Origin of the sequence: Paraburkholderia bryophila, from assembly GCF_013409255.1 — a bacterium.
GTDB lineage: Bacteria > Pseudomonadota > Gammaproteobacteria > Burkholderiales > Burkholderiaceae > Paraburkholderia.
The window spans coordinates 2,274,820-2,296,939 of the sequence record NZ_JACCAS010000002.1 but is presented as its reverse complement, the minus strand read 5'-3'; the positions used below and the strand labels follow the sequence as shown (position 1 = coordinate 2,296,939).

Annotated in this window: 19 protein-coding genes; 11 read left to right on the top strand and 8 right to left on the bottom strand. The window is 63.4% G+C overall.

The window, feature by feature from the left end:
- Positions 1-253: 253 nt before the first annotated feature.
- Positions 254-1,744: an aldehyde dehydrogenase family protein gene (locus GGD40_RS31225; protein ID WP_179746233.1), complete on the bottom strand. Its 1,491-nt coding sequence runs from the start codon at positions 1,742-1,744 to the stop codon at positions 254-256.
- A 277-nt stretch (positions 1,745-2,021) separates the two neighbouring features.
- On the opposite strand from GGD40_RS31225, the gene GGD40_RS31220 reads away from it, so the two are divergent.
- From GGD40_RS31220 to GGD40_RS31205, 4 genes are all read left to right on the top strand, one after another.
- Entirely contained in the window at positions 2,022-2,942 is a 921-nt protein-coding gene (locus tag GGD40_RS31220; protein ID WP_373565380.1) for a GNAT family N-acetyltransferase, read from the top strand.
- A 6-nt stretch (positions 2,943-2,948) separates the two neighbouring features.
- On the top strand, positions 2,949-3,875 hold the full coding sequence (locus GGD40_RS31215; RefSeq protein ID WP_179746232.1) for a 2-hydroxyacid dehydrogenase: 927 nt from the start codon (positions 2,949-2,951) through the stop codon (positions 3,873-3,875).
- Positions 3,876-4,060: 185 nt separating this feature from the next.
- Positions 4,061-5,458 (top strand): aspartate aminotransferase family protein, encoded by a 1,398-nt coding sequence (locus tag GGD40_RS31210; RefSeq protein WP_179746231.1) that lies wholly within the window; start codon positions 4,061-4,063, stop codon positions 5,456-5,458.
- 51 nt (positions 5,459-5,509) lie between these two features.
- Positions 5,510-6,007, top strand: a complete 498-nt coding sequence (locus GGD40_RS31205) for an Lrp/AsnC family transcriptional regulator (RefSeq protein ID WP_035555332.1) — start codon at positions 5,510-5,512, stop codon at positions 6,005-6,007.
- 27 nt (positions 6,008-6,034) lie between these two features.
- Here GGD40_RS31205 and GGD40_RS31200 read toward each other — a convergent pair whose 3' ends face one another.
- Positions 6,035-6,982: a LysR substrate-binding domain-containing protein gene (locus tag GGD40_RS31200; protein ID WP_111934234.1), complete on the bottom strand. Its 948-nt coding sequence runs from the start codon at positions 6,980-6,982 to the stop codon at positions 6,035-6,037.
- Positions 6,983-7,118: 136 nt separating this feature from the next.
- Here GGD40_RS31200 and GGD40_RS31195 point away from each other — a divergent pair, with 136 nt between their 5' ends.
- The 6 genes from GGD40_RS31195 (at position 7,119) to GGD40_RS31170 (ending at position 13,050) form a co-directional block, all read left to right on the top strand.
- Positions 7,119-8,201 (top strand): tartrate dehydrogenase, encoded by a 1,083-nt coding sequence (locus GGD40_RS31195; RefSeq protein ID WP_179746230.1) that lies wholly within the window; start codon positions 7,119-7,121, stop codon positions 8,199-8,201.
- Positions 8,202-8,246: 45 nt separating this feature from the next.
- Complete coding sequence (locus GGD40_RS31190; RefSeq protein WP_179746229.1) at positions 8,247-9,236, top strand: succinylglutamate desuccinylase/aspartoacylase domain-containing protein; 990 nt, start codon at positions 8,247-8,249, stop codon at positions 9,234-9,236.
- Positions 9,237-9,269: 33 nt separating this feature from the next.
- Entirely contained in the window at positions 9,270-9,614 is a 345-nt protein-coding gene (locus tag GGD40_RS31185) for a cupin domain-containing protein (RefSeq protein ID WP_035555324.1), read from the top strand.
- A 320-nt stretch (positions 9,615-9,934) separates the two neighbouring features.
- Positions 9,935-11,155 carry a porin gene (locus GGD40_RS31180; protein WP_179746228.1) on the top strand — a complete coding sequence of 407 codons (1,221 nt, stop codon included), beginning with the start codon at positions 9,935-9,937 and terminating at the stop codon, positions 11,153-11,155.
- 75 nt (positions 11,156-11,230) lie between these two features.
- The gene (locus tag GGD40_RS31175) at positions 11,231-12,589 is read left to right on the top strand and encodes an MFS transporter (protein ID WP_179710400.1); all 1,359 of its coding nucleotides are present in this window, start codon (positions 11,231-11,233) and stop codon (positions 12,587-12,589) included.
- Positions 12,590-12,717: 128 nt separating this feature from the next.
- Positions 12,718-13,050, top strand: a complete 333-nt coding sequence (locus tag GGD40_RS31170) for a hypothetical protein (RefSeq protein WP_179710402.1) — start codon at positions 12,718-12,720, stop codon at positions 13,048-13,050.
- Positions 13,051-13,093: 43 nt separating this feature from the next.
- On the opposite strand, the gene GGD40_RS31165 is transcribed toward GGD40_RS31170, so the two are convergent.
- The 6 genes from GGD40_RS31165 to GGD40_RS31140 all read right to left on the bottom strand — a co-directional run bounded on the left by GGD40_RS31165 (position 13,094) and on the right by GGD40_RS31140 (position 20,689).
- Positions 13,094-14,263 carry a glycoside hydrolase family 53 protein gene (locus GGD40_RS31165; RefSeq protein WP_179710404.1) on the bottom strand — a complete coding sequence of 390 codons (1,170 nt, stop codon included), beginning with the start codon at positions 14,261-14,263 and terminating at the stop codon, positions 13,094-13,096.
- A 70-nt stretch (positions 14,264-14,333) separates the two neighbouring features.
- Positions 14,334-16,304, bottom strand: coding sequence for a beta-galactosidase (locus GGD40_RS31160; RefSeq protein WP_179746227.1), 1,971 nt, complete (start codon positions 16,302-16,304; stop codon positions 14,334-14,336).
- Positions 16,305-16,341: 37 nt separating this feature from the next.
- Positions 16,342-17,193: a carbohydrate ABC transporter permease gene (locus GGD40_RS31155; protein ID WP_105511463.1), complete on the bottom strand. Its 852-nt coding sequence runs from the start codon at positions 17,191-17,193 to the stop codon at positions 16,342-16,344.
- A gap of 19 nt (positions 17,194-17,212) precedes the next feature.
- Complete coding sequence (locus GGD40_RS31150) at positions 17,213-18,118, bottom strand: carbohydrate ABC transporter permease (protein WP_035555311.1); 906 nt, start codon at positions 18,116-18,118, stop codon at positions 17,213-17,215.
- Positions 18,119-18,184: 66 nt separating this feature from the next.
- On the bottom strand, positions 18,185-19,438 hold the full coding sequence (locus tag GGD40_RS31145) for an ABC transporter substrate-binding protein (RefSeq protein WP_179746226.1): 1,254 nt from the start codon (positions 19,436-19,438) through the stop codon (positions 18,185-18,187).
- A gap of 111 nt (positions 19,439-19,549) precedes the next feature.
- Positions 19,550-20,689, bottom strand: a complete 1,140-nt coding sequence (locus GGD40_RS31140; RefSeq protein ID WP_179746225.1) for an ABC transporter ATP-binding protein — start codon at positions 20,687-20,689, stop codon at positions 19,550-19,552.
- 204 nt (positions 20,690-20,893) lie between these two features.
- On the opposite strand from GGD40_RS31140, the gene GGD40_RS31135 reads away from it, so the two are divergent.
- On the top strand, positions 20,894-21,910 hold the full coding sequence (locus GGD40_RS31135; protein ID WP_179710409.1) for a LacI family DNA-binding transcriptional regulator: 1,017 nt from the start codon (positions 20,894-20,896) through the stop codon (positions 21,908-21,910).
- Positions 21,911-22,120 lie beyond the last annotated feature (210 nt).

Genomic DNA, 22,120 nt, shown 5'->3' with positions numbered 1-22,120 from the left:
TATCGAGGTGGTGAACTCGCAGCGAGCTCATTGACGAAAACAGCGGAAAGCTCAGCGCTGTAGAAGATTTAATCAGCGCAAAAACATAGATGTTCCTGATTCGGGTGCTGCTGGTGACACAAACCATGCGTTTTGGGGCCGCTAGACAGCACAGAATGCGGCGATCGGGCCGAAAGGCTTGCTGGTTATGGGTTTGCGGTCGGCGTACCGCGGTGAGACAGGCTTTTGCCGCAATCAGCCGACCAACGCGCGCTCAAGGTCGCAGATCGATCAGCACGCTTTTGAAACGCAGGTTGGCCTCATAGGCCTGACGGCCGAGATCCTTGCCGATGCCCGAGCGCTTGTAGCCGCCCGTCGGAATCATGAAATCGGAACTGCGCCCGTAACGGTTGACCCACACCGTGCCGGCTTCGAGGCCGCGCACGAAGCGCAGCGCCCGGCCGAGGTCGGCTGTATGCACGCCCGCCGCGAGCCCGTAGTCGGGATGCTGGGCGAGCGCGAGCGCTTCTTCTTCAGTATCGAAGGTTTGCAGCGTCAGCACCGGACCGAAGATTTCCTCGCGCACGGCCTCCGACTGAGGCGTGACGTCCGCGAGCAGGGTCGGCGAGTAGAACGCGCCATGCGCGCCGCCGTCGACGCGCGTACCGCCATAACGCAGCGTCGCGCCCGCTTCGAGAGTACGTCCGACGATTGCCTCGATACGTGCCGCCTGCGGCGCGGAGATGATCGGCGAGAGCGTCGTATCCGCGGCCCACGTCGCGCCGGGTTTCAGTTCGGCGAAGAGTTTGCCGATGCGCTCGCTCAGCTCATCGGCAAGGCCTCGTTGAACCAGTAACCGCGAGCCCGTCACGCACACCTGGCCGGCATTGCCCGTGATCGAGCCGGCAATGCGGCGCGCCACGTCGTCCAGACGCGGGGCGTCGGCGAAGACGACTTGCGGGCTCTTGCCGCCCAGTTCGAGCGTGACCGGCTTGGTGCCGCTTTGGGCACAGGCTGTCATGATCGCGGCGCCGGTGCGCGTGGAGCCCGTGAAGGTGACCTTGCTGATCCTCGGATGACGCACGAGTTCGTCGCCGGTCACACGGCCGTCGCCCTGAATCACGTTGAAGATGCCGGCGGGCACGCCCGCCTTGACCGCCAGTTCGGCCAGCCGTAGCACCGAGAACGGCGTCATCTCCGACGGTTTCAGCACCACCGCGTTGCCCGCCGCCAGCGCGGGGGCGATCTTCCACGACGCCATCACCAGCGGGAAATTCCACGGCGCGATCGCGCCGATCACGCCATAAGGTTCGGCGATCATCATGCCCAGATGATCGTGATCGGTTGCCGCGACTTCGCCGCCCAGCTTGTCGGCGAACTCCGCGTAGAAGCGGATGCCCTCGGCGGTGAACGGCACGTCCCAGCCGACCGCCTGAGCGATCGGACGCGTCGAGCCGAGCGCTTCGAGGCGGCCGAGCGTGGGCGCGTCGGCTTCGACCAGGTCGGCGAAACGGCGCAGGATCTTTGCGCGCTCGCGCGGCGCCATGCGCGCCCAGCCGCTGTGGCGGAAGGCCTGCCATGCATTCTCGACCGCGCGGTCCACCATCGCGGGATCGGCGAGCGGAATGGACGCGTAGATCACGCCGTCCGACGGACGCAACACGTCGAGGCGACGCGCGCCGTCGTGCTCGTTGCCATCCACATACTCGCCGCCGATGAAATGCCCACTGCGAATCGCGACGTCGTTCGGATTGAAGCTGTGCATGAGAGAGGTCCTGTGTGACTGGCTGGAGGATCCGCGCGGCCGGCCTTCACCACGCCGCCGCCATGACAAAATCGTAGAGCCGCGTGCCTGGCATATGTCGCCGACAAAAATCGCCGCACAGCAGAACGCGCTGGTAATACAGGTCCAGACTGGGCGTTTTGCATCGATTTGCACGGCGGCCCGTTCCGGCGCCCCGGATAAAAAGATCGTCCTAGTCACACCGCGCAGCGGATGACACAGTGACGGCGTAAGCCTTCAGCCATTCAGGGAGTCCGGCGTGTCCGATTCGAAGACCGATTCGATTACCTATAGACGCTTCACCCTCGACGACATCGCCGCCGCGCACGCGCTGACCGTCGAGCTCAAGTGGCCGCATCGCGCGGACGACTGGCGCTTCGTCGCGCAACTGGGCGTGGGTTTCGTCGCGGAAGACGCGAGCGGCGTGATCGGCACCGCGCTGTGCTGGAAGTACGGCGCGAATCGCGCGTCGCTCGGTATGGTGATCGTGTCGCCGGCGCGGCAGGGGCACGGCATCGGCAGAAAGCTGATGGAATGCGTGCTCGAAGAACTCGGCGGCCGCGTCACGTTTCTACACGCGACACCCGCCGGTCAGCCGCTCTATGAAAAGCTCGGCTTTCGCGCGGCCGGCACGCTCGATCAACATCAGGGCGCGGCGTTCCAGCCGCCGCTGGTGTCCCTGCCGCCGGGCGAGCGGCTGCGCCCGCTCGGCTCCCGCGATACGGCACGGCTGGTTGAACTGGCTTCGCGGGCCAGCGGCCTGGATCGCGGCGAGGTGCTACCCGCGTTGATGAGCGCCGCCGACGGCATCGCGCTCGACCGCGATGGCGAACTGGTTGGCTTCGCGCTGTTTCGGCGCTTCGGGCGAGGCTTCGCGATCGGGCCGGTGGTTGCGCCCGCATCCGACGACGCGAGCCGCGCCAAGGCGCTGATCAGCCACTGGCTCGCGCTGAATGAAGGCGTGTTCGTGCGGATCGACACGCCGGGCGACAGCGGTCTGACTGAATGGCTGGAACAGTTGGGGCTGCCGCGCGTGGATACGGTGGTGAAGATGGTGCGGGCCGAGGCTGGCGTCACTAACGAACCCGCACAGGCAAATGACGTTGCGTCCGCAAGCACTGCTACCGCCGGACACGCCGCCTGCCTTCAATACGGCATCATCAACCAGGCAATCCTCTGACCGACCATGGCCTTTCTCTACAAAGCCGACCCGGCGCGCGGCGCCCAGTGGGCGAAACTCTTCGCGCAGAAAGCGCCGGACCTGCCCTTTCATATCTGGCCCGACCACGGCGATCCGGCCGCGATCCGTTATCTCGCCGCCTGGCAGCCGCCTGACAATCCCACCCGCACCTTTCCGAATCTGGAAGTCGTGTTCTCGGTCGGCGCCGGTATCGATCAGTTCGACCTGTCGAGCGTACCGGCGCATGTGCCGGTGGTGCGCATGATCGAACCGGGGATCGTCGAAGGCATGGTTGAATACGTCACGCAGGCCGTGCTGACGATTCATCGCGATCTGTTCGACTATGGTTTGCAGCAACAGCAGCAGGCGTGGCGCGAGTTGCCGCTTATGCCCGCCGGCCAGCGGCGCATCGGCGTGCTCGGACTCGGCGTGCTCGGCACGGCCGTACTGGAGCGCTTGCGGCTGTTTGGCTTCGACTGCGCAGGGTGGAGCCGCTCGGCACGCGAGATCGAGGGCGTCGACTGTTATGCGGGCGAAGGCGCGCTAGACAGGTTTCTCGCTCGCACCGACATCCTGATCTGCCTGCTGCCGCTGACGCCCGCGACCCGCGGCCTGCTCGACGCGGCATTGTTCGCGAAGCTGCCGCGCGGCGCGTCGCTGATTCAAACGGGGCGTGGACCCCATCTGAATCAGCACGACTTGCTCGCCGCGCTGGAGAGCGGCCAGTTGCACAACGCGATTCTCGACGTCACCGATCCCGAACCGCTGCCAGCAGGTCATCCGCTGTGGATGCATCCGCGCGTGCGCATCACGCCGCATATCGCCAGCGCGACGCGACCGGACACCGCCGTCGACGTGGTGCTCGACAATCTGCGCCGTCATCGCGAAGGCTTGCCGATGCTCGGTCAGATCGACCGGACCCAAGGTTATTGAACACGGCGCCGGACGCAAAACGGGCACGCCAAGCCGCTTTTGAACACCCGCAGCAGAAAATGCCGAGTTCATGCATCAAAACGCGTCGCGCGCGCTTTTCCGGCATTTGTTTAGGCAAGCGGTGAATCGTCGCTCGTCAGTAGTATGGAACGGTCAACAGCCTTTTCCCGCGACGAGAACCCATCATGCCGATTCATTCGCTCATTGAAGCCGACCGTAAGCATCTGATCCATCCGGTCATCAACTACCGCGCGCACGAAGCCCGTGGCGTCACCATCCTCGAATCGGCCAGCGGAGCGTTTCTGCGCGACGCGGCCGGCAACGAACTGCTCGACGCCTTCTCCGGCCTGTGGTGCGTGAACACCGGCTACGGCCAGCAGAGCATCGTCGACGCGGCGACCGCGCAGATGCAAAAGCTGCCCTACGCGACCGGCTATTTCCACTTCGGCTCGGAGCCGGCTATCGAGCTGGCGCAGAAGCTCGTCGAGGTATCGCCCGCTTCATTGCAGCACGTGTATTTCACGCTCGGCGGCTCCGACGCGGTCGACTCCGCGCTGCGCTTCATCACGCACTACTTCAACGCCACGGGCCATCCGTCGAAGAAGCACGTCATCGCGCTGAAACGCGGCTATCACGGTTCGTCGACCACGGGCGCAGGTCTCACGGCCTTGCCCGCGTTCCATCGCAACTTCGATCTGCCGCTGCCGAACCAGCATCATCTGCCGTCGCCGTATGCCTACCGCAACGATTTCGCCGACGACGCCGCGTTAATCGCCGCCTCGGTCGCCGCGCTTGAAGCGAAGGTCGCCGAACTCGGCGCCGACAACGTCGCGGCGTTCTTCTGCGAACCGATCCAGGGGTCGGGCGGCGTGATCGTGCCGCCGGTCGGCTGGCTCAAAGCCATGCGTGAAAGTTGCCGTAAGCTCGGCATCCTGTTCGTCGCCGATGAAGTCATCACCGGTTTCGGCCGCACCGGTCCGCTGTTCGCCTGCCAGGGCGAAGACGTCGAGCCGGATCTGATGACAGTAGCGAAAGGTTTGACCGCCGGCTACGCGCCGATGGGCGCGGTGCTGATGTCCGATGAAATTTATCAGGGCATTGCCGATGGCGACGCCGAAGCGGTGGTTGGCCACGGTCACACGTATTCGGCGCATCCGGTGAGCGCGGCGATCGGCCTCGAAGTGCTGCGCCTGTATCACGAAGGCGGGTTGCTGGCGAACGGCGTGGCGCGCGCGCCGCGCTTCGCGCGCGGTCTCGATGCGTTGCTCGCGCATCCGCTGGTGGGCGACTCGCGCCATCGCGGCCTGCTCGGCGCACTCGAACTGGTCGCCGACAAAGACAGCAAGGCGGGCTTCGACCCGGCGCTGAAACTGTCCGAGCGGATCGCCGCCGCCGCGTATGAAAACCGCCTGATTTTCCGCGCGTTCGGCGACAACATTCTCGGCTTCGCGCCGGCCTTGTCGTACACCGAGGCCGACTTCGACCTGATGTTCGAACGGCTCGAAAAGACCCTCGACGACGTGCTCGCGCAAGCCGACGTGCGGGCCGCGCTGAAGGTCAAAACTCACGCCGCTGCATGCTAGAGTAGAGGCACACTCAGCCTGTCCCACAACCGCCGGAGCGACAACGTTACGATGAGCAGCGACTGCAAGCTTGACCGGATCGACCTGCGGATACTTTCACAGCTGCAGAAGAAAGGCCGCATCACCAACGTCGAGCTTGCCGACGCGGTCGGCCTTTCGCCCAGCCCTTGCCTGATTCGCGTCAAACGTCTGGAGAAGGCCGGCTACATCATCGGCTACGGTGCGCAGATCCAGCTCGAAAAGCTCGGCGACGTACAGATCGTGTTCACTGAAGTCACGCTCGCCGATCATCGGCGGGAAGACTTCATCAAGTTCGTGAATGCGATCCGCGACGTCGACGAGATCGTCGAATGCCACCTTGCCAGCGGCGGCTACGACTACCTGCTGAAGTTCATCACGCGCAGCGTGAGCCACTATCAGAGCATTGTCGAAGGCTTGCTCGAACGCGATATCGGCATCGAGAAGTACTTCAGCTACGTGATCATCAAGTCGCCGTTCGTGAAGAGCCATTACCCGCTCGAAACGCTGTTCTCGCAGAACCACAACTAGGCGTGCCGATAGCGCCGAGCCATCAAGTCAGGGTTCGGCGGCTTGCTCCAGCGCCGCGCCTTCAGCCGGCGGACTCCATTGCGCGAACTCCTCGCTCAGAAAGTCCACACACACCCGCACCTTCGCCGACTGCGCGAGCCTCGCCGGATACACCGCCCACAGATTCGCCGGTTGCGTGACCTCGGGCAGCACCTGCTGCAACTGGCCGCTGTCGAGCAGCGGCCGCACGTCCCACATGGAACGCAACACGATGCCGCGCCCGGCCAGCGCCCATTGCACCGCCACTTCGCCGTGATTGGTCGACAACGGTCCGGTGACCTTGATCGACACCGCTTCGCCGCGCACCGTCAAGCGCCACAAACCGAACGGATGATCGCGCTCCTTGATCGCCAGACACGCATGCGAGGACAGCTCGGCGAGTTGACGCGGCGCGCCATGCCGCGCGATATACCCCGGCGACGCGCACAGCACCCGATGATTCGACGCGAGCCGCCGCGCGATCAGATGCGGCGCGATCTCGTCGCCGATGCGAATGTCGAGGTCGAAGCCTTCGCCGGCTACATCGACGAGACGATCGAACAGATCGAGCCGCACGCTCAGTTGCGGATAACGCTCCGAAAAACGCGCCAACGCGGGCGCCACGAAACGTCGTCCGAAACCGAAGCTGCTGGAAATACGCAGCTTGCCGCCGGGAATGCGGCGCGTGGTGGAGACGTCTTCCACCAGTTGATCGACGTCGTCGAGAATCTTCTCGGCCCACGCATAGACGCGTTCGCCGGCTTCCGTAATCGCGACCCGGCGCGTGGACCGATGCAATAACCGCGTACCGAGCGTAGTCTCGAGCACATTGATCCGTTTGCTGACGTATGCCGCCGACACCGACAAGGCCTCCGCTGCCGCGCTGAAACTGGACTTGCGCGCTACTTCGCAGAACACGCGCAAATCGCCGAGATCGGGTGAAGGGACGGAGTTCATAGGTCGCTCGGCGGTCCATGCGTTTGTACACGAATCGTGCACAGTGGCTTAACTAAAGCAACCATTTTAGGCTCAAACAGCAGGAATAAAATAAACCCGATTGAAGCGTCGAACGTCCTAATGGAGGAGCAGCAACATGTCGAAGAAATATCGGATCGCGGTCATTCCCGGCGACGGCATTGGTGTCGAAGTGATGCCCGAAGCGCTACGCGTGCTGGACGCGGTGAAAACCCGCTTCGGACTCGACTTCGAGTATCAGCACATTGAATGGGCGAGCTGCGACTACTACGCGAAACACGGCAAGATGATGCCGGACGACTGGAAAGCGCAACTGCAATCCGCCGACGCGATTCTGTTCGGCGCGGTGGGCTGGCCCGACACGGTGCCCGACCATATTTCGCTGTGGGGCTCGCTGCTGAAATTCCGCCGCGAATTCGATCAGTACATCAACCTGCGGCCCGCGCGTCTGTTTGCCGGCGTGCCGTCGCCGCTCGCGGGCCGTAAGGCCGGCGACATCGACTTCTGGATCGTGCGCGAAAACACCGAGGGCGAGTATTCGTCGGTGGGTGGCGTGATGTTCGAAGGCACCGAGCGCGAATTCGTGCTGCAGGAATCAGTGTTCACGCGGCACGGCAGCGAGCGCGTGCTGAAGTTCGCGTTCGACCTCGCACAGCGGCGCGAGCGCAAGAAGATCACGGTCGCCACCAAGAGCAACGGCATCGCGATCAGCATGCCGTGGTGGGACAAATGCGCGGCCGGCATCGCAGCGCAGTATCCCGACGTGACGTGGGACAAGCAGCATATCGACATTCTCTGCGCGCGCTTCGTGCTGAACCCGGATCGCTTCGACGTGGTGGTCGCCACCAACCTGTTCGGCGACATTCTGTCCGATCTCGGCCCCGCCTGTACCGGCACGATCGGCCTCGCGCCCTCGGCCAATCTGAATCCCGACCGCAAGTTTCCGTCGCTGTTCGAACCGGTGCATGGCTCGGCACCCGACATTGCCGGCAAGAACATCGCCAATCCGATTGCGATGATCTGGTCGGCGGCGATGATGCTCGACTTCCTCGGCAATCACGCAGGCAGGGAGCGCGAGGCGCACGACGCGATTCTCGCGGCCATTGAGGCGACGCTGGTGGCCGGCCCGCATACCGGCGACCTGGGCGGCAAGGCGAACACCACCGAAGTCGGCGAGGCGATCGCGGCTAAACTCAACTAAGCCCACCCGAGTCGGCCCGTCAACTCTCTGCCAGGACACTTACGCATGAGCATCGAAGCCTATCCGATCGAAGTCGACTTCCCCGACATCTCGGTGCATGAAGCATCGCCGTCCGGGATTGCCTACGTCCATACGTTCGACTCCGGCCTGCCCGGACCGCATGTGATGATCAATGCGCTCACGCACGGCAACGAAGTGTGCGGCGCGATCGTCGTCGACGACCTGCTGCGCCGCCAACTGCGGCCGCGGCGCGGACGCCTGACGCTGGCGTTCGCGAACGTCGCCGCTTACCTGAGCTTCGATCCCGCGAAGCCCGACGCCGCGCGTTTCGTCGACCAGGACTTCAACCGCGTGTGGACCGCCGCGACGCTCGACGACACCTCGCGCACCTCCAGCGAATTGACGCGCGCCCGCGAGATGCGGCCGGTGATCGACACGGTCGACGCCCTGCTCGATCTGCATTCCATGCACGAGAAGAGCAAGCCGCTGATCGTCGCGGGACCGCTGCAAAAAGGCAGCGAACTGGCCGTGAAGCTCGGCACGCCCGCCACGGTGATCTGCGACGAAGGCCATCCCGAAGGCCGCCGTATGCGCGATTACGAGGGCTTCGGCGACCCCGCCAGCACGAAGAACGCGTTGCTGATCGAATGCGGACAGCACTGGGAACACGGCGCGGTCGGCGTGGCGCGCGACACCACCGCGCGTTTTCTGCTGCTGGCCGGTGTGGTCGACGAAACGGATCTGCCGGCGGGCTGGCTCGCGCCGTTGCCGGCTGCGCAGCACATCGTGCGCGTGACGCAACCGGTCGTGGCGAGCAGCATGGACTTCCGTTTCGCCGCGCCGTACACGGGTCTGGAAATCTTCGAGAAGGCCGGCGCCGTGATCGGCTGGTCGAACGGCGAGGCGGTCGTCACACCTTACGACAACTGCATGCTCGTCATGCCTTCGCTGCGGCAACTGCGGCCAGGCGTCACGGTCGTGCGGCTCGGCAAGATCGAACAGACCGTCACGCGTTCCGACACCGCGGGCTTGTGATCCGTTTCAGCACATTCAAAAGGTAAAGCGAAGATGAAGGTACAGCAGCTCAAACAAAGCGTGAATCTGCGGAATCTGGAGGACTGGGGCACGGTCGGCTTGCCCGGCACGACGCCGATTCAGGTGTCCGGCGTGCAGCGCGTGATTGAAGGCAGCGAGGCGGTCGATACCGGCATTTTCGAATGCACGGCGGGCACTTACCGCCGTTCGATCAAGCAGGCCGAGGTCATGCACTTCATCGCCGGCCGTGGGCGCTTCACGCCGGACAACGAGGAGACCATCCATTTCGCGAGCGGCGACACGCTGTTCTTCGAAGCCAACACGGAAGGCCTCTGGGAAGTCGAAGAGACCATGCGCAAGGTCTACGTGATCTTCTGAATGCCGCGTTACGTGTTGCATTGAACGCCGCGTCAGGCCTTTAAGGCCGGCGCGGCCTCCCCTGTCTTTTCCCGGCACGCCGACGCGCGCCGCGGCCTCAGCAGTTCTCCCCGCTGTCCAGTGCCCTCTCCTTTTCGACGCACCGCTGCAACACGCTCGGGTAATCCCGCGTTGACCCTTCGTTGTCGATTTACTTACAGTGACGCCTGTTCGCATAAAGAATCACAGTTCTATATACGAACAAATCACAAAAATTGATCGACGACCGGATTGCCCGGCTTGCCAGCAAGCCGGAGCAGGTCGCCTTGGAGAACACCCTCATGAATCGCAACATCACCCTGACCCGGCTCGCCTGCGCGATGGCGGCATTGGCTAGCGCGCCCGCTTTCGCACAAAGCAGCGTCACGCTATACGGTATCGTCGACACGGGTATCGGCTATCAGAGCAGCCAGGCGCCCTCGCTCGGCTCGACCTCGGGCGGCAAGTCGAACGTCAAGATGATCAACGGCGTGTGGGCCGGCAGCCGCTTCGGCCTGAAGGGCACGGAAGACCTGGGCGGCAACACCAAGGCGATCTTCCAGCTGGAGTCCGGCTTCAATTCCGCCACCGGCGGCCAGCAATACACGAACGCGATGTTCGGCCGCCAGGCCTGGGTCGGCGTGACGAACCCGACCTACGGTACGTTCCAGGCCGGCCGCCAGTACACCGCGTACTACTCGCTGCTGTCGCCGTATAGCCCGACCACGTGGCTCACCGGCTACTACGGCGCGCATCCGGGCGACGTCGACGCACTCGACACGATCTACCGCGCCAACAACTCGCTGGTCTACACGTCGCCGAAACTGTACGGCTTCACGTTCAGCGGCTCCTACGCGGTCGGCGGCGTGCCGGGCAGCCTCAATCGCGGCTCGACGTGGAGCGGCGCGGTGCAGTACCTCAACGGCCCGGTCGGCATCGCGGTCGGCTTCATGCGAATCAACAATTCGACGGTGGGCGGCGGCGCGTATGGCGCGGATTCGACCGTGTCGAACAACGGCGCGCAGCCGGGCGTGTCGGCGGTGACCAACGGTTATCAGACCGCCCAGGCGCAGCAGCGCTTTGCCGTGACCGGCGGGTATAACTTCGGCAACGGCTGGGACGTGTCGGCGGCTTACTCGAACGTGCAGTACATTCCGGGCGTCGGTTCGAGCTTCCGCGACACCGCCATCTTCAACACGGCCGGCGCGGTGCTGCACTGGAAGCCGAGCGTCGCGTGGGACTTCGCCACCGGCTACAGCTACACGCGCGCGACCAAGGCGAACGGCATCACGAGTTCGGCGCAGTACCAGCAGGTCAACCTGTCCGAGTACTATGCCTTGTCGAAGCGCACCGGCCTCTACGCGTTGCAGGCGTTCCAGCGCACGAACGGCAACACGCTCGGCACGGCCGGCTCGGGGCATATCATCAGCGCCACGGCCACGATCGGCGACGGTTTCCAGAGCGCGCCCTCGTCGTCGCGCAGCCAGTTCGCCGCGGGCGTCGGCATCGTGCACCGCTTCTAAACGGCACGCGATCGTAGAAGAAAGAAAGGCTCGTGATCACGAGCCTTCGCGCTTTTTCGCAGTCAGGAGACCATCATGAGCCGCAGTACCGCTGTGAACGTTCAAACCTTCATCAACGAACATCCCTTCTCGCCGTTCCAGTGGCTCATTTTCTTCATGTGTTTCGTGATCGTGCTGCTGGACGGTTTCGACACGGCGGCGATCGGCTTCATTGCGCCTTCACTGATCGCGGAATGGGGCATCACGAAACCGGCGCTCGCGCCGGTGCTGAGCGCCGCGCTGTTTGGGCTCGCCTGCGGTGCGCTCGGCTCGGGACCGCTGTCCGACCGTCTCGGGCGACGCTCGCTGCTGCTCGGCTCGGTGCTGCTGTTCGGTGTGGCGTGCCTCGCGTCGGCCTTCTCGAGCAACATTGAACAACTCACGGTGCTGCGCTTCGTGACCGGCGTCGGACTCGGCGCGGCCATGCCGAATGCCGTGACGATGATGGGCGAATACTGCCCGGATCGCCGTCGCGCGACACTGATCAATCTGATGTTCTGCGGCTTTCCGCTCGGCGCCGCGTTCGGCGGTTTTCTCGCTGCGTGGATGATTCCGCATGTCGGCTGGCGTAGCGTGTTGCTGCTCGGCGGTATCACGCCGCTGTTGCTGCTGGTCCTGCTGCTGATCAAGATGCCGGAGTCGGTCCGCTACATGGTCGCCAATAGCGCGCCGGTCGAGCGGATTCGCGCGGCGCTCGCACGTATTTCGAGCGAAGCCGCGCAAGCGGGCTCGTTCACCATGACCGAAACCGCGCCGCAAACCGGTAGCAAGGGGTTGGGCGTGGTGCTGTCGCGTTCGTATATCGTCGGCTCGGTGATGTTGTGGGTCGCGTACTTCATGGGTCTGGTGATCTTCTACGCGTCGATCAACTGGATGCCGATTCTGCTGAAAGACGCCGGCCTCACGCCGCAACGCGCGACGTTGATTTCGGCGCTGTTCCCGCTCGGCGGCGTGGGCGCGGTGCTGTGCGGCGTGCTGATGGACAAGTTCAACGCGAACCGGATCATCGCCGCGTGCTATGCGTTGACGGCCGTGAGCGTGTACTTCATCGGTCAGGCGGTGGGCAATGTCGGTGCGCTGGTGTTTATCGTGTTCGTGGCGGGCGTGCTGATGAATACCGCGCAATCGTCGATGCCCGCACTCGCCGCCGCGTTCTATCCGACCGAAGGACGCGGTACGGGCGTGGCATGGATGCTTGGGATCGGACGCTTTGGCGGAATCGCCGGGTCGTTCCTGGTCGCGGAACTCACGCGGCGTCATTTCTCGTTCGGTGGAATCTTCGCGATGGTCGCGATTGCGGGGCTGATTGCGTGCGTGGCGCTGCTGCTCAAGCAGGCCGTGCGGCCGCATGTCGCGACGCCGGCGGGTTCGAATGCGGAGTCGTTTGGGCATTGATCCGCGTGCGCAAAAAAACGTCGCAAGCCACTTACCGATAAACTACGCGGTTCTTTATTCGCGCGGTCGCTGCGGTGGCGCATGCCATCGCTTTGATACCGCGCTCATTTAATGACAGGATTCCGGTCATGAAACGCGTAGTCGTATCCGCCCTGCTGGCAGCGGCGTGCCTGGCCCAACCGGCGGCCCAGGCCGTCGCCCAGACGGTCAGCAACCAATGTTTCGCGCTCGGCGATATCGCCGGCCAGGTCGCGTCGTGGCGCTCGCATAAAAAGACCAAGGCGCAAGCACTCGATCAGGCGGCCAAGTACTACAAGGATCCGTCCGACCGGCAAGCGGTCGACGCGATCATCGAAAAAATCTACGCGCCGAACGCACCGCATATGACGCCGGATCAGGCGAGCATGGTGTTCACGTCGGATTGCGCGAACCAGCAGAAAGCGCAGGCGCCCGCGAAATAGCGCCTGCTGTTCATGCGGCTACGTGTTTGTGCAAGCGTTTGGACTAACGCCTGCGAAACGCATCCAGCGAACTCAGCGCGTTGCCGTGGAAATCGAACAACGTGTTGTTGTCCCACTGATCGCCCGCGCCGACTTTCCATCCGACATTCGGCGTCGGGATCCACTCCGGCTCCCACCAGAACACGCCTTTGCCGCGGCCGCCCGGTATCGCCTTGACGATATCCGTCACCGCGCCGAGAAACTGCGCCTGGCCCGCAGGCGTCTGCGGGAACGTCGTGGAGCCGGTGTTGGTCATCGAGTTGGGTTCGGAATCGCCGTCGCTAGTGGTCCACGGGTATGCGGTCTCGACCACCATCACATCCTTGTCGTAGCGTGCCGCCATATCGTTCGCATTGTTCTGCAGATCGCTGAGCGAACCTTGCCATTGCGGGTAGTAAGACAGGCCGATCACATCGAACGTCACACCCCGCTGCGTCGCGCTGTCGAACCACCAGCGGCTGGTTGCATTGTTGCCGCCGCTATCGAGATGCAGCATGACCTTGATCCGGTCGTCGACGGATTTGACGGCGTCATGCCCCGCCTTCAGCAATTGCGCGAGGTTGTCCCACTGGTCGTACTTGCCGAGCGGCCACAGCATGCCGCCGGTGATCTCATTGCCCACTTGCACCCACTCGGGACGCACACCGTCTCGTTTGAGCAGGTTCAACACGTGCGAGGTGTAATCGGATAGCAGCGCGCAGGTCTGCGCGAGATCCTTGCCGACCCACGCATGCGGCGGATACTGCTTGCCCGGATCCGCCCACCAGTCGCTGTAGTGGAAGTCGATCAACACCCGCATGCCGAGTGCGGCGGCGCGGCGTGCCAGTACGCGCACATGCTCGGCATTGTTATAACCCGCTGCTGGGCTTTGATCCGCCGGGAAAAAGTTCGGATTGCCGGGATCGTTCCAGACCTTGATTCGAATCGCGTCGACGCCGTGGCTCCGCAACATGAACAGACAATCGAGCGGCTTGCCATGTTCGTAGAACTTCGCGCCGTTGGCTTCCAGTTCGAGCAGCGTCGATACGTCCGCGCCTTTCGCAAAACGGCTGCCACGCGCGGTCAAATCTACGTCGGCCGCTTCGGCCGCGAAGGCCGGCACGCCGACCGTTGCACCCACACCGGTCGCCGCTGCTGCCGACGCCAACCAGCCGAGCATTTCTCTTCGGTTCATCTGTCACCCTCCATTGATTGAACGGCGGTTCTTATGAAGGCCGCCTGCTCCAGGTTGAAGCGCTTGAATCTCAGTCGCCGACGGTTCGCCATGCACAGACGTCGCCGGTATTTAACTGCGCGTGGCCAAGTACGAAGTCCGCATGGGCCGGTGCGGGCGCTTGCGCGAGTTCGGGGCCGAAGTTGAACGCGAAGGTCAGCTCGCCACGCCGGCGAATCCGCACGCCGTCGGGTAGCCGTTGTGTTGCGATACCGGCTTGCCGCGCCGCCTGGGCCAGCACCTCGCGATGCAACGCGTGCGATAACCAGCCCGCTACGTAGCGCACGTTGCCGTGCGAGAGAATCGCCGGCCATGCGTCGTCGAATTGCGCTTCGATGCGGGTCTCGCCGTTGGCGCGAACATGCTCACGCCAATGCAGCGCCACGCCATCGGTATCGCCGATCGACAGCGCGGGCGCGAGCGTGGGACGCAGCGTTTCCACTTCCAGCACCTGGATCGGCAGCACGCGTTGCAGGGCACCGGGCGGCAGGGTCGACGGAATCGCGAACAGATTCGTTTTCGAGCCGCTGCGCGGCCCGAAGACCCATTGCGCGGTACTGCGTTCGATCTGATCGACCAGTGCGTCATCCATCACGGCGACGCTCGGCACGACCACCAGCCGATACGCCGAAAGATCCGCGTTGCGCGGCACGATATCGACGTCGAGTCCCAATTCACGCAGCGACTCGTAGTAGTCGAACGCCAGCGTCTGGTAATCGAAGCTTCTGCCATGACGCTGAATCTCGAACATCCATTGCGTCTCGTAGTCGAAGACCACGGCAACGGCCGCGCGCTCAGCCGCACCCAGTGCCGACAACGCCGGGCTCGCCGCAATCTCGCGCGCCGCCTGTTGCACTTCCAGGCCACCCGGCGACAATTCGTCGTTCGGCAGATTGAGGCCCGAATGCATCTGCTCCTGCGCATACGGACACTGACGCCAGCGGAAATACGACACCAGTTCCGCGCCGTGCGCGAACGCCTCATAGGCCCAGAGTCGGACCATGCCTTTCGCGGGCACCGGATTCCACGGCGCCCAGTTGACCGGCCCCGCCTGCTGCTCCATCACCCAGAAACGTCCACGGCCGATGGCGCGGTAGCGGTCGTGATCGAATGCCGACACATCGGGATGCGCGGTCCGTGCGTAGCGTGCCTTCTGCTCGTCGGGCAGCGCGATCGACTCCGTGCGGGCGATCGGATAGCTGTCCCACGCGGCAACGTCGAGCGCATCGCCTTCGGCGAAACGGTAGTGATCGAAGGTCGTGAAAAAACCCATGAAGTTGTGCAGCAGATCCGCGTCGGGCGCATGCTGCCGCAACACGTCGATCTGCTCGCAATGGAAGCTCGCCACTTCGTCGGACATGAAGCGGCGGAATTCGAGCAGGTGGATCGGATTAGCGTCGGTGGGCGTGAGGTTCGGCAGGCCGATCGCGTCGAACGACGGATACTCCATGCTCCAGAACACATTGCCCCAGGCGTCGTTCAATGCGCCGACGGTGCCATAGCGCAGATGCAGCCAGCGATGAAAACGCGCCAGCGCGGCGGCGGAATAACTCGGCACGGTATCGTGACAGCCGAGTTCATTATCGGTTTGCCACGCCACGATAGAGGGATGACGCCCATAGCGCGCCGCCATCGCGCTGACGATCCGCACGCATTCGCGCCGGTACGTGTCGCTTGAAATATCGTAGTGACGGCGCGAGCCGAAGTTCCAGCGCGTGCCGTCGGCGCGCACCGGCAGCACGTCCGGATGCGCGTCGACCAGCCACTTCGGCGGCGAGGCGGTCGGCGTGCCGAGCACCAGCTTCAGTCCCGCCGCGGCCAGCACGGCGACCGCTTCGTCGAGCCATTCCCACACGAATTCGCCGGCGCGCGGTTCCATCCGGCTCCACGCGAATTCGGCGATCCGCACGTGCGTGATGCCGAGTTCGACCATCCGCTTTGCGTCGTCGGCCCACATCGAACGGGGCCATTGTTCCGGGTAATAGCAAACACCTAGTTGCATGAACGTATCTCGTGAGTAGTTGAAGACGGGCAGGCGTTCAGCCTTTGCTCGCACCGAACGTCAAGCCGGCGACGAAGTGCTTCTGCATCAGGAAGAACATCAGCACGGAAGGCAGCGCGGCTAGTACCGAACCCGCGGCGACCAGATTCCATGCCGTCGTCCATTGCCCCTTGAGCGCGGCGACGCCCACGGTGATCGGCGCGGCGTCGTCGCCTTGCGTGAGACACAACGCCCAGAAGTAGTCGTTCCAGACGAACGTGAAGACGAGAATGCCGAGCGCGGCGAGCGCCGGCCGGATCAGCGGCAGCACGATGCGCCAGTAGATGGTCCATTCGCTCGCGCCTTCCACGCGCGCGGCTTCGATCATTTCGAAGGGCAACTGCTTGATGAAATTGCGCAGAAACAGCGTGCAAAAACCGGTCTGAAACGACACATGAAAAATCACCAGCGCCCACACGCTATTGAACAGGCCGACTTTCAACGCCATGTCGCGCACCGGGATCATCAGAATCTGGATCGGCACGAAATTGCCCGCGACGAACGCGAACAACACCGCCGTATTGCCGGGAAAGCGATAGGTCGCCAACGCAAAGCCCGCCATCGACGCCAGCACGATCGCGCCGAGTACCGACGGCACGGTAATCAACACGCTATTGGCGAAGTAATGCAGCATCGGCGTTTGCGTGAGCGCCGTGCCGTAGTTTTCGATTAACGCAAAATGTTTCGGCCAGCCCCAATAATCGCCTTGCGACAATTCATCGGACGAGCGGATCGACGTGACGAGCACAGCCAGCATGGGCAGCAGCCAGATCAGCAACGCGATCGGCAACGACACTTTATAAAGCGTGCGATTGAGCGGTTTCCAGCGTTCGACGGGAAGCGGATACATGACACGAACCTCCTGAAAATCAGCGTTCTTCGCGCAGCATGCGGCGCAGATGGAACACGATGTAGACGAGCATGATGGCGAACAGCACGACGGCAATCGCCGCGGAATAGCCTTCGCGGTAGTACTTGATCGCCTGGTCGTACATGTAATAGGCGAGCACCGTGGAGCTGTCGAACGGGCCGCCGCCGCTCATCACCGCGATCAGGTCGAAGCTGCGCAGCGCGCCGATCACGGTCAGCACAACCGCCATGAAGGTGGCGGGCCGCAATTGCGGCAGGATCACGTGCCAGAGCAAACGCACGCCCTTCGCGCCTTCCATGCGCGCCGCCTCGACCACTTCCGGATTGATGCCGGTGAGACCGGTGAGATACAGCACCATGCAGAACGGCGTTTGCGGCCACAGCGCGGCGAAGATGATCCCGAACGTCACCGTGTGCGGATCGCCGAGCACCGGAATGCCGTGGCCGACAATCAGCCGCAGCAGGCCGAAACCCGGATCGTAGAACCAGCTGAACACGAGCCCCACCACCACGCCGGAGAGCACGAACGGCGCGAAGAACAACGACTTCACGACCCGCATGCCGCGCATGTGCTGGTTCAGATACAACGCGAACAGCAGGCCGAGCGGCGGCGCAAGCAGGAACAGCGCGAGCCAGATCAGATTGTTTTTAAGCGCCGTGTAGAACGTGTCGGACTGGAACAGTTCGATGTAGTTGTCCAGACCCGCGAAGGTCTTCGGCGTCATGCCGTCCCAGTGATAAAAGCTGAGCGAGATGCTGCTGAAGATCGGATAAACCACGCATAGGCAAAACAACGCGCAACCCGGCAACAGGAAGAAAAACGCGGCGCGATGCTGATGACGGCGCGTCGTCGAGACGTGACGGTGCTGCGCCGCGGGTAAGCGGCGCGCTGCGGATTGAGACATGGATCGGGCCTCGTCGAAGATCGAAGGCAAGCGCTGGCGGTTGCTACGCCGCCGGCGCTTAGGGACTTACTTCTGGTAGATGCGTTTGCGAGTCGCTTCGAGGCGCACGAGCACGGCGTCGAGTTGCGACGGATCGCTGTAGAACTGCTGCATTGCTTTCATGCCTTCGTCGGCCATTTCCTTCTGCATGTCGCGGTCGTAGAACTGCGCGATGCCGCCCTTCGTGTTCGCGAGCGTCTGGAAGCCGACCTTGGAGATCGCGTCTTCCGGTTCAGCCGACTGACTGTTCGACGGCAGTTGCCCCCAGCCCTTCGCGAGATCCGCATTGATCTGCGGCTGTTCCATGAAGGCCAGCAGCTTGCGGGCGTCGGCCTTGTTCTTCGCTTTGGCAGGGATCAGCAGCACGTTGACCGGACCGTCTTCGGCCATCGGCACGTTGGCGTCGATCACCGGGAAGCGGAAGAAACCGGTTTGCGGTTTGATCGACGGCGGAATGCTCGCGGAGAAGAAGGTGCCCATCAGCATCATCGACGCCTTGCCGTTCACGAGAAACGGCGCGATCGAATCGAGGTCGTACGAGAGCGCGTTGTCGATGAAATAGTGATCGTCGATCAGCGTTTTCCACGCGGCGTAGACCTTCTTCACGCGCACGTCGGTGTACGGAATTTCGCCCGCCATCAATTGCTGATGGAACGCGTTGCCGTTGATCCGCAGATCGAGGTAATCGAACCAGGCGGCGAGTGTCCAGCTATCGCGCGCGGCCACCGCGATCGGCGCCACGCCGCTCGCTTTCAGCTTCTTGCAGGCGTCGAGAAACTCGTCCCAGGTTTTCGGCTCGCCCTTGATGCCGGCTTTGTCGAACAGATCCTTGCGATAGAAGAACCCGTACGCGTCGTAGCCGAGCGGCGCCGCGTACTGCTTGCCCTTATACGTCGACGCTTCCTTGACCGACGCGTATTGCTGCGACCAGCCGTTCTTCGTCCAGTCTGGCGACAGGTCTTCGAGCAGGCCACGTTGCGCGTAATAGGCCATCCGTTCGCCGTCGTGCCACGACACGACGTCGGGCGGATCGGTGGCGAGCCAGCCGCCCATCTGCACCTTGTACGCTTCCTCGGTGATGTAGGTCACCTTGAGGTCGACGTCGGGGTTCGCTTTCTTGAACTTGTCGAACGCGTCCTGCCAGGTCGAACGCTGGTTGCCGCGCGCCGATACGTTGACGTTGAGCGTGGCGGCGTCGGCTGTGGCGCAACAGAGTGTGCCGGCAACCAGAGCGGCTGCGACCGACAGTTGCGCAAGACGGCGAAGGCGTAGAGCAATCATCTTGTGTCTCCTTGACTACCTTGTTGGCTGACAGCCCGCGGCTGGCAGCGATGTAACCCGCTCTGTGGCGGAATCTGGTTCGGTATAAACGCGCGCTTCGTTAGCGCGGCTTCAGGCGGCGACCCGTTCGGGTTCGAAGCGACTGCGCCGCAAGGCGACGCCATCCGCGTCGAACAGATGACACGCGGCGGACGGAACGTGAATGCGAATGCGTTCGCCCGAGCCGATCGGCGTGTCGCCCGCGGCCTTCGCGACAAGCGAGCCGCCCGCGTGATCCGCGTGAATATAGCTGTGCTCGCCGAGGCGTTCCGACAGGACGGTCGTGCATTGGATCGATTGTTCGTCGCCGTCGAGGCACACATGCTCGGGCCGCACGCCGAGCGTGACCGGTTGGCCGCGCTGCAAGCGCTGGCCGTCTACTTGCGCGATCAACGTCTCGCCGCTTTGCGCGAGCGTGACGCTCACACGGCCCGGCTCGATCGACTCGACTACGGCGTCGATGAAATTCATTCGCGGCGAGCCGATGAATCCCGCCACGAAGCGCGACTTCGGATGGTGATACAACTCGAGCGGCGCGCCGCTTTGCGCGACGCTCCCGAAGCGCTCCGCATCGGCGCCGGCGTGCAGCAACACAATGCGGTCGGCGAGCGTCATGGCCTCGACCTGATCGTGCGTCACATAGACCACGCTCGCATTGGCAAAGCGCTGATGCAAACGGGCGATTTCGACCCGCGTCTGACCTCGCAACGCGGCGTCGAGATTCGACAACGGTTCGTCGAACAGGAACACGCCGGGCTCGCGCACGATCGCGCGGCCGATCGCAACACGCTGACGTTGCCCGCCCGACAACGCTTTCGGATAGCGCTCCAGAAACGCGTCCAGTTGCAGAATGCGCGCGGCCTCCCGCACCTTGCTGTCGATCACATCCTTCGGTTGCTTCGCGAGCTTCAGGCCGAACGCCATGTTGTCGAACACGGTCATGTGCGGAAACAGCGCGTAGCTCTGAAACACCATCGCCACACCGCGTGCCGCAGAAGGCACGTCGTTCATCAGACGCCCGCCGATATGCAACTCGCCTTCGCTCAAATCTTCGAGACCGGCGATCATTCTCAGCAAGGTCGACTTGCCGCAGCCCGAAGGCCCGAGAAACACACAAAACTCGTGCTGCGCGATGTCCAGATTCACGCGCCGGATCACCGGCGGATGCTCACCGTACGACTTCTGCACGTTCGTCAAACGAATTGCCGCCATGCTGCCCTCCGTGGATTTAACCGCTTAAATTTTTGTAAAAAATAAACGGCCAGACCTTGTGCGGCAGGCATTTAATCGCTTAAATTCGTGTTCGAGGGAAAAAGCCATGATGAGTGTCTCCGCTGTGTTTTTTGCAAAGTTATCAACGTCGCCCTCGGCCTGCAACATTTGAATCGCATTCCCTGAATTTGGGATAACAAGACTATGGTCACCCTGTCCGAAGTGGCGAAGCGCGCGCACGTTACCGCCGCCACCGTTTCCAACGTGCTGCGCAATCGCGACAAAGTCCGCCCGGAAACCGCTGAGCGCGTGCTGAAGGCAATTGCCGATCTCGGCTACCGGCCGAATCTGAATGCCCGCGCGCTGGCCGAGGGCCGCTCGTCGACGTTGGCGTTGATGCTGTCGAACATCTCGAACCCGTTCTACCCCGAGTTCGTGCTGGCCGCCGAACGCGCGGCGCGCAAAGCCGGCCACTTCCTGATGGTCTGCAATACCGACGACGACGCCGAAATCGGCCGCGCGTATCTGAACCAGATCGCGGGCACGCTGGCGGACGGCGTGCTCGTCATGAACACGGACATCACGATCAACGACCTCTGCGCGTCCGCCACGCACAGCGCGCCGATTCTGCTCGCCATGTGGGAACACCCGGAGTCGCCGCCCGCGCTGCCGTGCATCGCGGTGGACTTCGCCCGCGCAGGCGAGTTGGCCGCGCGGCATCTGCTCGAACTGGGGCATCGCGATATCGGCCTGTTGATCGGCGACGGGTGCGGCGGTTTGCAAGACGCGCGCTCGAACGGCTTTCGCGCGGCGATGCGGGCGGCCGGCATCGAGGCCGATGCGGCCGCGGTGCTGCAGATTCGCGATTCGATCGACGCCGGTTACGCCGCCTGCATGCAGTTGATGTCGAACCGGCCGCAGCTCACCGCGATTTTCGCCACCAACGACCTGCTCGCGATCGGCGCGGCGCAGGCGTTGATCACGCTGGGCCGCGCGGTGCCGGCGGACGTCTCGGTGATCGGCATCACCGACATTCAGCTCGCGCATCAGGTGCATCCCGCGCTGACCACGGTCGCGATCCAGACGGCGGCGATCGCGGAGTTGTCGATCGCGAGTTTGATCCGGCTGATCCAGACGCCGCACCAGCAACCGTCGATGGTGCTCGCGCCGCCGCCCGAACTGGTGGTACGCGCATCGACCGGGCCACGACGAACGCGCTGAGTTCGCGGCGGCCTGGTCTGCGGTGCGCCACGTCGGGCCGATTCAGCAGAAAATGCTGTCACGCTCCGAAAAAAACGCGCGCTACGCCGTCAGCGCCGTTATTGGCGACGTCATCCACGGCCACTCGCGCGTAGCATCGAAGCATCGATCGAAGGTACGCGAGCGCGCTGCCGCATGCCTTGATCTCATCCCGGGCAACCCTCAAGGAGT

What these genes read in the sequence shown, in the direction of transcription:
- GGD40_RS31200 (WP_111934234.1), bottom strand. Translation starts at nt 6,982, where the DNA reads ATGAACTCCGTCCCTTCACCCGATCTCGGCGATTTGCGCGTGTTCTGC.
- GGD40_RS31140 (WP_179746225.1), bottom strand. Translation starts at nt 20,689, where the DNA reads ATGGCGGCAATTCGTTTGACGAACGTGCAGAAGTCGTACGGTGAGCAT.
- GGD40_RS31175 (WP_179710400.1), top strand. Translation starts at nt 11,231, where the DNA reads ATGAGCCGCAGTACCGCTGTGAACGTTCAAACCTTCATCAACGAACAT.
- GGD40_RS31190 (WP_179746229.1), top strand. Translation starts at nt 8,247, where the DNA reads ATGAGCATCGAAGCCTATCCGATCGAAGTCGACTTCCCCGACATCTCG.
- GGD40_RS31195 (WP_179746230.1), top strand. Translation starts at nt 7,119, where the DNA reads ATGTCGAAGAAATATCGGATCGCGGTCATTCCCGGCGACGGCATTGGT.
- GGD40_RS31170 (WP_179710402.1), top strand. Translation starts at nt 12,718, where the DNA reads ATGAAACGCGTAGTCGTATCCGCCCTGCTGGCAGCGGCGTGCCTGGCC.
- GGD40_RS31180 (WP_179746228.1), top strand. Translation starts at nt 9,935, where the DNA reads ATGAATCGCAACATCACCCTGACCCGGCTCGCCTGCGCGATGGCGGCA.
- GGD40_RS31155 (WP_105511463.1), bottom strand. Translation starts at nt 17,193, where the DNA reads ATGTATCCGCTTCCCGTCGAACGCTGGAAACCGCTCAATCGCACGCTT.
- GGD40_RS31150 (WP_035555311.1), bottom strand. Translation starts at nt 18,118, where the DNA reads ATGTCTCAATCCGCAGCGCGCCGCTTACCCGCGGCGCAGCACCGTCAC.
- GGD40_RS31225 (WP_179746233.1), bottom strand. Translation starts at nt 1,744, where the DNA reads ATGCACAGCTTCAATCCGAACGACGTCGCGATTCGCAGTGGGCATTTC.
- GGD40_RS31205 (WP_035555332.1), top strand. Translation starts at nt 5,510, where the DNA reads ATGAGCAGCGACTGCAAGCTTGACCGGATCGACCTGCGGATACTTTCA.
- GGD40_RS31145 (WP_179746226.1), bottom strand. Translation starts at nt 19,438, where the DNA reads ATGATTGCTCTACGCCTTCGCCGTCTTGCGCAACTGTCGGTCGCAGCC.
- GGD40_RS31215 (WP_179746232.1), top strand. Translation starts at nt 2,949, where the DNA reads ATGGCCTTTCTCTACAAAGCCGACCCGGCGCGCGGCGCCCAGTGGGCG.
- GGD40_RS31135 (WP_179710409.1), top strand. Translation starts at nt 20,894, where the DNA reads ATGGTCACCCTGTCCGAAGTGGCGAAGCGCGCGCACGTTACCGCCGCC.
- GGD40_RS31160 (WP_179746227.1), bottom strand. Translation starts at nt 16,304, where the DNA reads ATGCAACTAGGTGTTTGCTATTACCCGGAACAATGGCCCCGTTCGATG.
- GGD40_RS31210 (WP_179746231.1), top strand. Translation starts at nt 4,061, where the DNA reads ATGCCGATTCATTCGCTCATTGAAGCCGACCGTAAGCATCTGATCCAT.
- GGD40_RS31185 (WP_035555324.1), top strand. Translation starts at nt 9,270, where the DNA reads ATGAAGGTACAGCAGCTCAAACAAAGCGTGAATCTGCGGAATCTGGAG.
- GGD40_RS31165 (WP_179710404.1), bottom strand. Translation starts at nt 14,263, where the DNA reads ATGAACCGAAGAGAAATGCTCGGCTGGTTGGCGTCGGCAGCAGCGGCG.